Annotated in this window: 10 protein-coding genes; all 10 read right to left on the bottom strand. The window is 52.6% G+C overall.

Annotation, left to right across the window (positions count from 1 at the left end; translation table 11 throughout):
• Positions 1–165: 165 nt before the first annotated feature.
• Positions 166–3,852: a dynamin family protein gene (locus E1757_RS05940; protein WP_133225932.1), complete on the bottom strand. Its 3,687-nt coding sequence runs from the start codon at positions 3,850–3,852 to the stop codon at positions 166–168.
• Between the two features lie 176 nt (positions 3,853–4,028).
• Positions 4,029–4,301, bottom strand: coding sequence for an NAD/NADP transhydrogenase alpha subunit (locus E1757_RS05935; protein WP_133225931.1), 273 nt, complete (start codon positions 4,299–4,301; stop codon positions 4,029–4,031).
• Between the two features lie 39 nt (positions 4,302–4,340).
• Positions 4,341–5,006 (bottom strand): endonuclease III, encoded by a 666-nt coding sequence (nth, locus tag E1757_RS05930; RefSeq protein WP_133225930.1) that lies wholly within the window; start codon positions 5,004–5,006, stop codon positions 4,341–4,343.
• A 219-nt stretch (positions 5,007–5,225) separates the two neighbouring features.
• Positions 5,226–8,033: an S-layer homology domain-containing protein gene (locus E1757_RS05925; RefSeq protein ID WP_133225929.1), complete on the bottom strand. Its 2,808-nt coding sequence runs from the start codon at positions 8,031–8,033 to the stop codon at positions 5,226–5,228.
• A 61-nt stretch (positions 8,034–8,094) separates the two neighbouring features.
• On the bottom strand, positions 8,095–8,661 hold the full coding sequence (locus E1757_RS05920; protein WP_133225928.1) for a GerMN domain-containing protein: 567 nt from the start codon (positions 8,659–8,661) through the stop codon (positions 8,095–8,097).
• A gap of 13 nt (positions 8,662–8,674) precedes the next feature.
• The gene (locus tag E1757_RS05915) at positions 8,675–10,444 is read right to left on the bottom strand and encodes an N-acetylmuramoyl-L-alanine amidase family protein (RefSeq protein ID WP_133225927.1); all 1,770 of its coding nucleotides are present in this window, start codon (positions 10,442–10,444) and stop codon (positions 8,675–8,677) included.
• A 226-nt stretch (positions 10,445–10,670) separates the two neighbouring features.
• A complete protein-coding gene (locus E1757_RS05910; protein ID WP_133225926.1) occupies positions 10,671–12,173 on the bottom strand; it encodes an AAA family ATPase in 1,503 nt (500 codons plus the stop codon).
• Complete coding sequence (locus tag E1757_RS05905) at positions 12,166–12,696, bottom strand: hypothetical protein (protein WP_133225925.1); 531 nt, start codon at positions 12,694–12,696, stop codon at positions 12,166–12,168. The genes E1757_RS05910 and E1757_RS05905 overlap by 8 nt, the downstream gene beginning before the upstream one ends.
• 272 nt (positions 12,697–12,968) lie before the next feature.
• On the bottom strand, positions 12,969–13,460 hold the full coding sequence (locus tag E1757_RS05900; protein ID WP_246079038.1) for a cell wall elongation regulator TseB-like domain-containing protein: 492 nt from the start codon (positions 13,458–13,460) through the stop codon (positions 12,969–12,971).
• 35 nt (positions 13,461–13,495) lie between these two features.
• Positions 13,496–14,797 (bottom strand): amidohydrolase, encoded by a 1,302-nt coding sequence (locus E1757_RS05895; protein ID WP_133225923.1) that lies wholly within the window; start codon positions 14,795–14,797, stop codon positions 13,496–13,498.
• Between the last annotated feature and the right edge of the window lie 270 nt (positions 14,798–15,067).

Raw genomic sequence — 15,067 nt, 5'->3', positions numbered from 1 at the left:
CCCATAATTCTCCTTCTAAGTAGAAAAACCCTCAAATCTTTACGATTTGGTGACACAATCCACTTTTTTCATGTTAAAATCATCCGTTAGCACCTAATGAAAACCTTTTCAGAAAATCGTTGAAAATCGGCTGTCTTGACCCGACAGCCGAATCTTATATTATACTCATTTATTCCGCCGGCTGCCGATTTGGAGCAACCGGTCATGCTTCAATTTCAGTTCGTCCAGGTCGATCTGCATGTCCAGAGCGGCCAGCTGTCCGCCCGCATATTCCGCAAGCTCCGTGCTCAGCTGCTCTGTCAATTGCCCGTACCACGCCTGCAGCTGCGCCCGGTATGCCGCATCCAGCATATCTGCCTGCGCGAGCACATAGGCGGCGAGCGGTTCGTTCAGCTTCAACTCGAGCTCTGTCCGCAGCGCCTGCTTGCCGTTCCCTTCAAAAAACTGCTTAGCGTTTTTATAAAAGCCGGCCAGCCATTTTACTTGCACCGTATCACACGTAAACGGCTCCGTTTCCTTAGGCGTTTCAAACGAATGCGGCTCGTAATCGGATGGCTGGAAAGTCCCGAGCTCGCTGCCGATCGACTGCACCCACTGCGCTCTGCGCTTTTTGGCTGTCCGGTTAACCGCATTTTCAATCCGCAGCGTCGTAGCCAACAGCTCCTGCGACAGATCGAACGAAATCATTCGGCGCAGATCGTCCCAGGCCGACTGCAGCAATGCTTTCGTATCGCGCCCTTCCTCGCGGAATACGGCCGGATTGAATGCATGCAGAAACAGCTCGCCAAACCGGTACGTAACGCGCTGCTTCACATAATAGAGCAGCTCGTCGATCTCCTTGCGGAGCTCCCGCACCTCCGGCTCGACCGAAATGTCGCGAAGCATGCGCTCGGCGGCTTGCAGGGCGCTTCGGATGGCGGCTGCCCGGCTCTGACGTTCGCTCGCATCGGACTGCGCGCCGGCGATCCATTGCTGCAGCACATCGGCAGCCCGAAGCAAATCCGCTTGACCGGCACGGATCGCAATATCGGTCAGCTCCTCCAGGCTGAAGCGGACGAAGTCTTGCTCAAACGCGGCGATGCCCGACGCCTGAACGGTCGCCTCCTCCGCTGCCAGCTTCCCTTCCAGCGCATAGTAGCTGGAAAGCGGATAAATGCGCGGATGACGGATACCGTGCTGCTGCAAATTGCTCTGAACGTGGGCGACAACCCCGTCCAGCTCCTCCTTCGCGGAAGCGAGATCGGCGGCATTGACGATAAAAAACATTTTATCCAGCTCAAAGCTGTCCTTTACCCGTCCGAGCTGCAGCAAAAATTCGCGGTCCGCATGCGAAAATGCGTGATTATAATAAGTAACGAACAAAATGGCGTCCGCATTTTTAATATAGTTGAACGCCACGCCGGTATGGCGCGCGTTGATCGAGTCGGCCCCCGGCGTGTCGACCAGTACGATGCCTTGATCCGTCAGCGGATTCGAATAATACAATTCGATCAGCTCGACGAAGCACGACTTGCTTTCGTCGGCCGCGTAGAAGGCAAACTGTTCGGCGTCCACCTTCAGCTCCCGGCCCAGATCATGCTCTACGGCCGCCCAGCCGCCTTCCACCGCTTTTAAAAACGTGTAATGCGGCTTGCCCTTGGCGGACACCTGATCCGCCGTCAAGCGGCCGATCGCGGCCAATCCGTCCTGCAGGCCGGACACTTGAATGCCGAGCACCTCAAGCGAGTAGCGGATGTCGTCCGCGAGCCGTTCGCGGCTTTTCATCCGCACTTTGGCGGTGCCGTGCGGCCAGCCCTGCTCCGGCTCGGGCGGCATAATTTTGTTGATCGCCGCCGTCGTCGGATTCGGCGATACGGGCAGCACCCGTTCGCCGATCAGCGCATTGGCGAACGACGATTTGCCTGCGCTGAACGCGCCGAACAGCGCGATCGTAAAGCGGCTCTGCCGGAGCCGCTCGGCTTTATCGCGCAGCGAGCGGCGAATGCTCGCGAGCGGCGCCAGACCCGCGAGCTCGCCGGCGCCCGCGGCGAGCTGCTCCGCCGCGCTGTGCAGCCGGGCGCGGTGGGCGCCCTGCGCCAGCGGCGCCGCGCCGGTGCTTGCGGCGCGGCCCGCGGCCGCAGCCACTGCGGCGAGCGCGTCGCGCGCAGCGTCGCCCGGCTGTGCCGCGGCTGCGCCTGGCGCAGCCGGGCTCGGCGCCGCAGCGCCGGCCGGGTCCGGCAGCGCCGGCTGCGGCGCGCGCACGGCCGCCAGCGGCGCGACGAGCGCCGCGGCGTAGGCCGCCTCCTCGGCGGCGAGCCGCTCGAGCTCGCGCAGGCTGCCGAGGCGCGCTTCAAGCGCCTCCAGCTGCGCGCGAGCATCGCGCAGGCGCGGCCGCTGCGCTTCCTCCAGAGCGGCGGCGAGCTCGTCAATCAGCTCGAACGCCCGCTTGCGGTACTGCAGCTTGATGTCGGCAGCAAGCTGCTTCGAATAGTTGAGCGTATAGTCGCCGCCGAAGCCTGCGGACGTATTGACTTGCTCCGCAAGCCATTCCGGCAATACGGCAACCTGCAGCCGTTCCGCCGTCTCTCTGATCCGATCGGGAGGGACTGCCGCCGCATCCTCCATTCCCTTGATCAGCAGCTGCTGCAGATGACGCTCGATTTGCGCCGCTGCCTGCGAGGCGATATCGGCATGGAATACCGTCAGCCGGCGCTCCACTTCCTTCGCCGTCTTCGCTGCGCCCGCGAACAAGCCGACCTTAAAGCCCGGCTTGCGGCTTTGCAAATAATCGTGCGCGAGATCGCGCGTCACAGCAGGCGTAATATTGGCGTTGTCCAATATTACGCCTGCCTCTTTGCGCAGCGCGGCACGAACCGTCTCCGGCTGCGCTTCCATCCCGGCTATCGCCTCGTTCAGCTCCGCCCGCTGCCGCTGCGCCGCCTCCAATCCGTCGTCGGCAGCCAGTTGGGCGCGCAGCGCCTCTTTGGCCGGCTCGTTGCGCTCGGCCATCTTGGCGGCATGCGCCTCCGCCAAATGGTTCGCCGACTTCTCAAGGCTGAGCGCCGTCAACGCCGCGCGCTCTTCGATCAGCCGTCCCAGCAGCCAATCCAGCCTGCCCCACTCACTGTGCGGATGGCCCGGCGCTTTCACCGACGTATATACGATCCCGTCCGGTTGAATATGCCAGTTGGCGAACGCTTCGAGCACACTCGCCCGATAGTCGTCGAACGACAATTCACGGTCCCGGTGTTTGTCCACCTGATTTATGATTAAATAGAGCGGCTTGCCCCATTCCTTCATTTTTTTCGTAAAAGCAAAATTAATTTCGGACTGCACATGATTATAATCCATCACATAAAACACGACATCGGCCAGATGGAGCGCCGATTCCGTAGCCAGCTGATGCGCGTCGTCCGTCGAGTCGATTCCCGGCGTATCGAGCAGCGCCGCATGCGTTCCCAGGAAAGGGATGGGATACTGCAAGTGGACCGTCTCGATCGCTTCGCCGTCCTTGCAATAAGCCGCCAGCTCCTCAAGCGGTACTCGGGTAACCTGCGCTTCACTCCCGTTCTCAATCCGGTGCACGACGCTCGCTCCCGCTTCTCCGTTGCTGATGCTGACAATATTTGCGCTCGTCGGAATCGGGCTCGACGGCAGCAGCGTATGACCGCAGAGCTTGTTGATCAAGCTCGATTTGCCCGCCGAGAAATGACCGCAAAACGCGATATATAACGTGCCGCTCTCCGATTTTTCCAGCAGCTGCCCGATTTTGCCTTGATGGTCCGCATCTCCGGCAGCGGTTACCCGCTCCAATAATGTTCGTATCGCTTCTTCCATTGTTCTCGTGTCTCCAAGCACTCCTAAGCTGCTCATTCCAGATCTCCCCACACCCTATATTGAACGTCAAACAAAACGACAGAACAAATTCCCCCAAAAGTGACGTGAAGCTCCGAAGTCAATTCCTATTACTTTTGGGGGAGCCCCCGGTTTATCACAGAAATTTGCTGCGCATAATTTCCTAAACAAAAAAAACCGAATCGCTTCGGTTTTCAGTGTACCACACTTTCTTGAACAGGGATGAATATTTCAAACAAATTTTTATGCTGCAAAATCGTAATATCTTTATCGCGCACCTTCATAACGACAACCTCGGGCTTCGTTTTCATCCGGTCCAAGTAATTGTCCGGCACATCTCCCGACTCCATGACTGTAATGCCTTCTATTTGTTTTTCCTCATTTTCCGCCAATGGCATGCTGAGCACCTGTTCATAAATGTCGGAAAAAACCTCAAAATCATTCGTATATACCGATATGCATTTCATCTTAATCCCATCCTTACTATATTCTTTGTGTTTTAGTTATTACTGTATAGGTTTCCTACGACTACCGGATTTCATACGTTTTTTGCCTTCCCGGCACATTTCCACCAATGGACATACGCCGCACTGCGGATTTTGGGCTTTGCAATGATAACGTCCGAAAAAAATGAGCCTGTGATGCGTCAGCGTCCATTCATCCTTCGGCACCAGCTTCATCAGCTTTTTTTCCACTTCCAGTACAGAATCCTTCAGGTTTGCCATTCCCAGCCGTTTCGAGACCCGCTCCACATGCGTATCGACGGCAATAGCCGGTACGCCAAAAGCATTGGACATGACGACGTTCGCCGTCTTCCGGCCGACACCCGGCAGCTCGACCAATTGTTCATGCTGCTCCGGTATGCTTCCGCCATATTTGTCCAGCAGCAGAACACACAAAGCTTGAATGTTTTTGGCCTTGTTCCGGTAAAGTCCGATCCTGCGAATATCCTGTTCCAATTCCTCTATAGGTACTGCGATATAATCTTCAGGCGTTTTGTACTTTTGGAACAATGATGCCGTCACTTTGTTAACCGTTTCATCCGTACACTGCGCCGATAACAGCACGGCGATCGTTAATTCGAACGGGTTCGAATGGTTGAGCTCACAATGGGCATCCGGAAACATGGCGCCGATCGTATCGAGAATGGTACGGACCTGCTTCTTGTTCATAGAATGAAAGCTACCTCTTTCCGGTGGTATAAAGCTTAGTTTACCGAATCCGTGGAAAGGAATCAATGACTTCACCCGACAAAATGCGAACTTTTAACGAAATTTACCTGAATTTAAGGAATCCTTAAGAAAAAAAGCCGCCCACGGCAGAATGATTCATTCTACCTAATAGACGGCTTCAAATACTATAAGGTTACACTTCGATTAAAGAAACATAAATTATTTTTCAATCTCGATAATTTTGTTGGCCAGCACGTAAATCGTAACTTCGTCGTTTTCCACGAACGCATTGGGGGAAACAAGCTCCATACCCTTATGCATGAAAGCTTTCGTATAGAAGTTATATGTCGTTTTATCATTGTTCGGCGTAGATTTCAAAACCAGCTGATTCAGGACGGAATCGTAGGTAGCGACTGTCCGCTTGGACGAGGCGGCAACGTTAATGATCGTTTTATCGACGGCATCGCTGATGATTTCGACGCGGTCATTGACCTTCACATCACTCAAATTGGCCGATGTAACGCCGCCCTGCTTGATGACGAACTTTTGTCCGACCGGAATTGCCTGTACACCGCTCGCAAAGTCTTGGACGGTTACGAGGCCGGTCGTCGTATCCACCGCCGTCACTTTTCCGCGTGTCGTCTTCAAAATCGTTGCGTTCGTCAACGTATTGCCGGAATAAGAAACTTTCACGTAATCGTCTTGCTGAATCGTAGCGAACGTATGCGCAGTGCTATTCGCGTTCGAAATCAGATCGTCGGTATCGATTTTAAATGTAAACAGCGCTCCAGTCTCGTCCTCGGCATTAATTTGCCGGTTGTCTTCATTGGCCATCAATATTTTGTAGACCGCGGTTTTTTTGACGCTGATTTGCTGGACGACATCCTGTGATTTATTCAGGCGCGCAACTACGGCATCCCCCACCTTCAAATCTTTCAACGTACCGTTGGCGTTCGACCAGAAAGATACCCAGAGATTGTCCGGCACTTTAAACGTAATGATTTGACCGCTTTGGGTACGCAGGCTAACTTCCAAGGTTGTCGTATTGACCTGGGTCAAAGTTCCTTCGAGCTGCTCGGTTAATTTAATCGTAATGACCTTGTCCTTCGTCACCCTCAGATCGATTTTGTCGCCCTTATGGAAGTTGGTCGCAAAGTCCGCTAGCGCATAGGTTCGGTTGCCGTCTTTAATGGCGGTACTGTCCGTTAGTTTATAAGCAAACAAATCGCCGTTCTCGTAAGTGCCTGTCAATACCTTCGTATCGTTGTCGAAATTGACGAGCGTCGCGAAAGCCATATCTTTTATCGACCGGTTCGTTACGTTGATTTTCACAATTTTATCGTTGACCAGCTCCAGGCTCACTTCATCGCCGACAACAATGTCAAACAGTCCGGCATTCGCGAGACCTTCGATGGAGACAATCGCATTTTCCGCAATGAAATAAGCTTTTAAGCTTTTGCCGGCCACATTGATGGTCAAGCTTTTCTTATCTTCCTTGATGAAATCAAGCGTCCCCTGGACGGTCGTAACGACATCCGATTGCTTGTTGACGGTAATTCCGGTGATTTGATTCGTTTTGACCTCATAAGTAAGCGTATCGCCGACTCTTAAGGAATTCAGATCGGCCCCGGTTCCATCCGGCAGTTTCACGGGAACAACCGACGCGAGCGGGAAAGTCTCGTTCTGCCCCGACGTTTTTTCGAGGAACGTGATCGTATTCTGGTCTTTTTGGATGCTGACCAGTTTACCTTCCGCGGTTTTGCTGACCGGCACCTGCTGGACGACAATTTGCGAAATTTTCGAATTCGGAATTAACTGGTTTCGCTTCAGTTGGATGATGCTGCCTTTTGGAATCGAACCCAGACTCAATCCGCGTCCTTCCTTATCCGTCGCCGTAACGTTGGGAGCCAGCTCCTTCAGCTTGACGCCTGACGACTGCATGATCGAGATAGCCATCTGATCCAGGAACAGCTGGTCCAGCGTGCCTTCGGTCACTTCCATCTTCTCCTGATCGCTCGTCAACTCGATGTACGCAGCCGCGCCCTTCGATTGAACGACATATACCTCGTATGTTTCTTTAAGCGTGCTGGACGGGATACGGGTATCGTCCTTGGCGTTATAAATGACGGTATCCGAATTGATCGTATACTCGTTCGATTGTCCGCGATCATTTTGTACGGTCAGCTTGTTGTTGCTCAGACCCATGACATAGCCGATCATCACTTTATCGGAGCGGGTAGTCAGCTCTTTATCCGCACGGCTCAGGAAAGTAGCCATTTGCGCGCGGGTAACGGAGCCTTTAGGCTGAAAATTGTTGTCGTCGACGCCGTTTACAATGTTCAGCGCGACTGCCGCGTTTACATAACCTACGGCCCAGCCGGACATATCCTTTTCGTCTTTAAAAATAGTGGTTGTCGTTGCCTTCTCCTGAGCAAGTCCTTGTTTGTTGATGGCACGAATGACCAGCTTCGCCACCCATTCCCGAGTCGCCGGACGAGCTCCCCAGGCCGTTTTGGAGGAGGCGCCGGCCGAATCGGTTTCTTCTTTGATATCGATCAGATTTTTCTCGAACGCATACGCTATGTACGGCTTGAAAAAGCTGTCGACCGTAACCGGCAGGATGGTCTCGGCTTTGTTTTTCAACGCTTCGTTCTCGAGTCCCATCATACGGATCGCCATGACGATGACTTCCTGCTGGGAAACGGGATTTTCCGGTCGGTATTCATTTTTCTCATAGCCCTCGATAATGCCTAGAGCCGCCAGCTTCGTAATATGCTTGATCGCCCAGTGCTGCAGGCTTACATCCGAAAACTTGGATACGGTGTTGATAGAAGTCGAGGCAGTCCCCGGCGGCGCAGTCGTTGCTGACGGCTTGGTCTCGGGCTTCGTCTCCGATTTTGTGTCCGTTTTGGTTTCCGTTTGTGTATCCGTCTTCGTTTCGGCTGCGTATGCCGGGCTGGTCATCAATACGGATAACGCTACGAGTGCTGCAGCCATTTTTTTCGCTTGTTTACGCTTGTGATTCATTTACAAATTCCTCCCGGTTTACTCAACATGAAAGCTGTAATTGCATGCGCTTATCCGTTCATCAGCCGCGCTTGATCGGATGAGGCAGATCCATATGTCCCATCAGGCTCTCAACCTTTTTTCCGTCAACTAAAATTTCAAGACTATGAATCTCTGAAAATTGAAAAACGGTATTTTGCACAGCCTGCAAAAGCAGAGCCTCCCCGCCCGAGCCCAACCGACCTTCCGGTGCGATGGACAAGTTCACGGTCAGCATCTGATCCTTCAGATTGGCCGATAAAATCTTAATTCCTTTTAACAATGCGAGCTGTTTGCCGCCGGGCGATTCGGATAATGCTTTTAAGGCCGCAGCGTATTTGCCGTCCTCCTGCTGGTAGGTAACCGTCGTTTCCTGTTCGACTAATTTCTCGCCGTTTTCGTCCCCGTAATACACTTTGACTTTTGCTTGCTTCATATTATCCTGCTCGGCCGGTTTCACCGCCGGTTGGGACTCGGGAGCGCTTGTCTGCGACTGCTTCGGTATAGCGGGCTGCTCGCCCGATACAAGCGCCTTCGATTGTCCGCATGCAGACAGAAGCGCCAGCAAGGACGCGCCGATGATTGCGGTTTTGACGAAATGGTAAGACATCGTTACCCTCTCCTTAGTCGATATTCAACTGCTGTTTGATGGCAGCAACGATGGATGCGGCAACCTGATTTTGAAAAGCGTCCTGGAACATCGTGCTTTCATCCGTTTGGTTGGATAAAAAGCCGACCTCCAGCAATAACGAAGGCATTGTCGTGTTTTTGACGACATAAAACCCGGATTGCTTCACTTTACGATCGGGAAACCCTGTCGATTTAAGCAATTGCTTGTGCATCAATGCTGCGAAGGATGCGCTTTGTTCCGTATAATAATACGTCTCAACGCCGCGGACGGTTTCTTTCCCTGCGGAATTGCCGTGAATCGCGACAAACAGATCCGCCTGCCGGTCATTTGCATAATCGGCGCGATCAGACAGCTCGACAAACGTGTCGTCTTTTCGGGTCAGTAAAGCTTCGATCTTCGGCTCCTTCTCCAGCAGCTTGTGGACTTTGGTGCTCAAGGCAAGTACAAAATCTTTCTCCAGCCGCTTGGTAATCGAAATAGCGCCGGTATCCTTGCCCCCGTGACCCGGGTCGATAACGACCCGGTAACGATCCTTCGGCGCAATCAGCGACCAGACCAATTGAGTCGGCGAGCTCGCGTTCGAAGGTTTTAAATCTATTTTCTTAGATAAATCTATTATTATTCTAACGTTAGTAGACTCTTTTGAAAATAGCAAATATCGAATTTGCGAGACGGTCTGGCTTTTATCCTTGCTCACGCCTTCGCCGTTCGCTCCCAGCTTCAGGGCCGGGTCGAGCTGCGCATCGGGTATTTCGATCACAATCCGTTTCGGCTCATCCGTGTAGCTTACGTTCGGCACCGCTTTGGCGCCGCTTGCTTTGACAATAAGCTGATCTCCGTCCAATACGATGGATTGAACGGTTGTCGCCGCTTCGGCAGCTTTGCAGTTTGCCGGGGAATTCGGGTTCGTCTGTCCCGGTTGAACGGCTTGGCCAGACTGGACCGGCTGTCCCAATTGACCTTGCTGGCCTTGACCCGGTTGTCCTGCCGGCGGCTGCTGACCTGAAACGGCGTTTTTGTCGCATGGCTTGTCCTTGCCCGCGGCATCGCCCGGCAAAGGCGCCGCTCCCGCAGCGCCCGGCTTGTCCGCCGTTTTGCCAGCGTCTTTGTCTGTGGTTTTGTTCGTCGTGTTGCCAGCGTCTTTGTCGGCGGTTTTGTCGGATGTCTTCGCCGGCTCCTTATCGCCGGATTTATCGCCCGCTTTGCCCTGGTCCTTGTCGGCGGCAGGCTTGCCGTCAACGGGACGACCTTCCTTATCGGACGCCGCAGCTTTACCGTCCACGGCTTCTCCTTCAAGTTCCGCCGCTAAGTCAGCCTCATCGTCCGACATGTCCGTTTCCTGAAAAAGAAAGACGGATCTCGTCGGTTCATCCCAGGTGACCTTGACGCCGAACTGCTCGCTCACAAAACGGAGCGGCAGCATGGTGCTGCCGTCCATAATGGCCGGTGCGGTCTCCAGTTGAAAACGTTTGTTGTTAACGGTTACTTCCTGTTTATTGATAAACAGCTGAATGTTAATGTCGTCTTTAGCTACGGTTACTTTCCGGCTTTTTTCTTCCCACTGCACTTTGGAGCCCAGCGATTCGGCAATGACCCGGACAGGCACGACCGTATTGCCTTGCACAATTTTAGGAGCCACCTCGGCAGCCAGCGCCTTTCCGTTCAAAAACAGATGAATGGGCTGCTCCGCGGCAAACGCCATAAGCGGAACTGCGAGCAGGGATACAAGCAACATGAAAATCATCGTAGTCAGTATTCTCATTGTACACCTCAGCTTATTATGTATTCGAATCTATGAAACCGGTACAAACGAAATCCGGTTTATTGGCGAAATCTACCATTCTATTAGACTGTCAAAAACCGAAAAAGTTGCGTTTCACGACAAAAATAGCCTGAAAGGCACGAAATTCCGCAATTTTTCAAACGCTTTCAATGCATGATTTGGCGAACAAAAACAAAAAAGCTCCGGCAGCCATTGCTGCCGAAGCTTAAGCGATCTGCTCGCCCGATTGCGCGAGCAGCTGACGGAACTGCTCTCCCGAAAGCACTTCTTCTTTAATCAAAATGGTTAACGATTGCTCGAACACCGTGCGGTGGTTTTCCAGCAGCTCGCGGGTACCGATCGTCAGCTGCTCCAGAATCGCCGCGTTTTCCTTCATCAGCTCTTCTTTCGTTACCATCTGCCGGTCGATGATGCCAAGGCTTGTCAACCCGGAATCCATCATCGTGCGGACCAGATGCAGCGCTTGTTCGAAATCGTTGCGGGAACCGGTACTGCGCCCGCCGTAAAACATTTCCTCGGCGACCGCGCCGCCCAGCGCAATCATAATTTGCTCCTCAAGATTTTCTTTTGTATACAAATATTGATCCTGCTGAGGATTGTGACGAACATAGCCCAGTGCCTGGCCGCGCGGACTGAGAGCCACCTGCGATACCGATCCGGGGCGCACCACTTCGGCTGTGATCGCATGACCCAATTCATGCAGCGCGACACGGTCCCGCTCCTCCTTGGTCGATTCGCGGTCCGTCTTCTCCCCCATCATAACTTTATCGACGGCCTGGGATAAATGCCGCTGCTCGATGCAGGCCGATTCATCGCGCATCGCATAGATCGCAGCTTCATTCATCACGCTTTCCAGCTGCGCGCCGGAGAAATGGAACGTTTCCTCGGCAATGTGCTCGAGGTTCGCTTCCTCTGAAATCGGCTTGTTCTTGGCGTGTATGTTTAATATGTGAAGTCTGCCTTTTTTATCGGGCAAATCGACCTCAATATGTCGGTCAAACCGTCCGGGCCGCAGCAGTGCGCTATCCAGCATTTCTTTCCGGTTCGTCGCCGCGACAATCAATATTCTTGGGGTTTCGGCGGTGTGAATTCCGTCCATTTCCGTCAGCAGCTGATTCAAGGTTTGATCGTACTCGCGGTGCTGGCCTCCGTCCCGCTTGCCGCCGATCACATCAATTTCATCGATAAACACAATTGCGCTGTCCTTGTTTTCCTTCACTGCGCGGGAACGCGCATCTTTGAACATATCCCGAATCCGGCTCGCGCCAACGCCGACATACATCTCGACGAACTCGCTGCCTGCGGCGGCCAGAAATACAGAGTTTGTATAATGCGCCGCGGCTTTGGCCATCAGCGTTTTACCCGTTCCGGGCGGTCCGGTCAGCAAAATGCCTTTAAGCGGACGTATGCCGAGCTTCTGGATTTCATCGTGCTTGATCAAAAAATCGAGTGCTTCCTTCAGCTCTCCTTTGGCCCTGTGCTGTCCTCCTATATCGTCGAAGGTCATGTAGCTTGGCGATGCGGCGTTGCGGGCTTTTCGTTCCGATCCTCCGAAGCCGCCGCCGGTCCGCATCCGCGTCATATAGTACAGGGCGCCGAAAATAATGGTCATAAACAATAAAGGAACGATATTGACGCCGATGAAGTACAGAAATATAAGAAGTACCGGAGCCGCTCCGACAAAAATTTCTTTATACAGCTTACTCATTAGGCCACACCCCCATCATCGAAGGAGTTCGCGGCAGCATTTTATACTTGCTCTTCGTGCCGTCCGACATCGTCACATATACATACTTGTCGTCCATCTCCGTAGACACTTTCAAATGGGCGGACGCCGCACGGGCTTGCAACGTTTCCGGAATTTGCGCATACTTCTTCGTTTCCATAGCCTGCGCTACGTCGAATAAAGCCGAGGACCACCATTGATCAATTTCGGGAGAAGATTCGTTAACTACGGTCAGCTTCAGCTCTCTTTTACCTAACGCCGAGCTGCCTTCATGACGGATGCGGTCATAAACTTCTCTTAAGCTTGTACCGGGCTCCATCTTTAATTCCAGCTCTGTCGCCGAATTCGTAATTTTCGTGTTGACCAATTGCACGCCCGGTGTACTTTCGACGACTTGCGTCAGCGGATTTTCCATCGCAACGCTCTGATATACAAACCAGCCGCCGAATAAAACGACAGCCGTAATAGAAACACTAATAACTATAGGCAAGAGACGTAACTTCATAAGCTGACGTCCCCCTTTCTTAAGATATAATAATTTATAAGTTTTCAGCGAAGCTGAATGAATTGTTTATCGCAAGAAAAGCAGCGTTAAAAACACGGTTATATTTTCGTCGATAGGGCTTCGATCAGAAGATTTTCGTATATATCAATTTGGCATATAAATAGTATAGCACACGATATATACGAATGCCTGATGCAATGTGTGGAAACATAGAAGAGCGGCTGCGCACAAGCCGGCGAAAATGCCGTGTCTTATGCGGAGCCGCCCCCGATTTAATTGATGTTTAAATTATACGTATCGATATATGCGCCGTCTTTAAAGTTGTAATAATCGTAGTAAAAATGACCGCGGCCCGCATCTTCCGGCATCACCTTATAAAATGCTTCCCAGACGAGCGCCCCGTTCAGCACGCCGGGAATGAGCCGCATAATTTCCGCTGCGGGCTGCCGTGCCATAAGGAGCTGGCCGGCTTGATCGGCGGTAATTCCGTCCGTTTCCATCTGCGTATAAATCTGATCCTGCCCTACCCATACAATCAGCCTTTGGCCGATTTTATCCATACCGTGAACGACCGTAAACGGCTGATCGCCCACGAACGTTTCCACTTTGTCCGCTTCGGTTAAAATCGTTTTTTCATAAGCGGTTTGAACGGCGCTGCGCTGGACTTTCCATTCGTCTTCCTGGACTTTGTTGAAGATAAAAATACTCAGGTAAACGATCAATCCCAGCACGACGACCGCCGAAGCGATAACTTTGTATTTCACGGGTTGCACTCCTCCTCCCCGTCTCCGGCATGATGTCAGGCTTGTCCGACAAGCCGTTCAAAGCAGCGCTGCGCTTCGAACAATATTTTTTCCTCGTCGAGCGTCAGGCATTGGCCGTTTTTAACGATCATGCTGCCGTTAACCCATACGTCCGCAACATCTTTGGCCGAAGTCGAATAGATGGCATGCGAAATAAAGTTTGTTTTCGGGAAAAAATGCGGCTGATCGATATTCAATGCGATAAAGTCCGCTTTCATGCCGGTCTGCAGCGCGCCCACATCATCCAGCCAGATCGATCTGGCGCCGTCCAGCGTACCCATCCGCAAGGCCGCTTCCGCAGGCACCGCAACGGGATCGCCGGACACGCCCTTATGGATCAAAGCGGCCAGTCTCATTTCTTCGAACATATCCAAATTGTTGTTGCTCGCCGGACCGTCCGTGCCAAGCGATACGAGCACGCCTTGGCGCATCAGGTCCGGAACCCGCGCCACGCCGCTTGCCAGCTTCAGGTTGCTGCCCGGATTATGGGAGACGCGTACATCGTACTGCTTCAGGATGTCAATCTCTTCATCTGTTAGATGGACGGCATGGGCAACGAGTGCCGGACGTGAAAACAATCCCAGCTTGGCCAAATGCGCAACCGGTCTTGCGCCGTACTGATCGACATTATCCTGGACCTCGCGGGCCGTCTCCGACATATGCGTGTGCAGCGGAAGCTGCAAATCGTGCGCAGCCTGCACAATTTTCTCGATATAATCGGGCGGACATGTATAAGGAGCATGCGGCGACATCATGGCCGTGATGCGGCCGTTCGCCTTCCCGTGCCAATCGATGGCAAATTGGCGGGCTTCAGCCAGCTTCGCATTTTGCACCTCTGGCGGGCACAGTCCGATGACGCCGCGGGTGAGACAAGCGCGCATGCCGCTTTCTTCGACCACCTGAGCGACTTCATTCATATGGTCGTACATATCGACAAAAGTCGTTGTGCCGCCTTTTAGCATCTCCAGAATGGACAGCAAAGAACCCCAACGCACATCACGAGCGGTGAACTTGCCTTCCATCGGCCACATTTTTTCCTGCAGCCATACCTGCAGAGCCAGATCGTCGCCATAGCCGCGGAGCAAAGACATCGCCGCATGGTTATGAGTATTGACTAACCCGGGCATGTACAGCTTGTTGGAGCCGTCGATCCGTACGTCATAACTTTCGAGCGGATGCGGAAGCTCTCCGCCTATATAAGCGATCCGGTCATTTTCAATCGCCATGCATCCTTGAACCACAGGCTGCTGCTCGTCCATTGTTATAAAAACGCCGTTCGTAATAATAATTTTACTCATTCCGTCCCCATTCCTTTCCCGACTCTGAAAACAATGCAATCAAATTCCACTGTACATCTTCGCATGTTGAAAATCAAGTAATTTGGTGGAACGAGGGGCCGGTACCTTTACATATTTACACTTTCATGAACATATTTTGTTTTGGATAAACTATGATTGCAAACCATCCGTCTGTTATGTTATTTTTAACTTTGTGTTAAATTTCTCGTCAATTTTCTACATAGACTACCTTTATTTATTAAAATTTTGTTAAACCATTCAAGGAGGCTG

It is taken from the genome of Paenibacillus piri (assembly GCF_004354045.1).
Taxonomy (GTDB): domain Bacteria; phylum Bacillota; class Bacilli; order Paenibacillales; family NBRC-103111; genus Paenibacillus_S; species Paenibacillus_S piri.
This window is presented reverse-complemented; position numbering and strand designations above follow the sequence as displayed.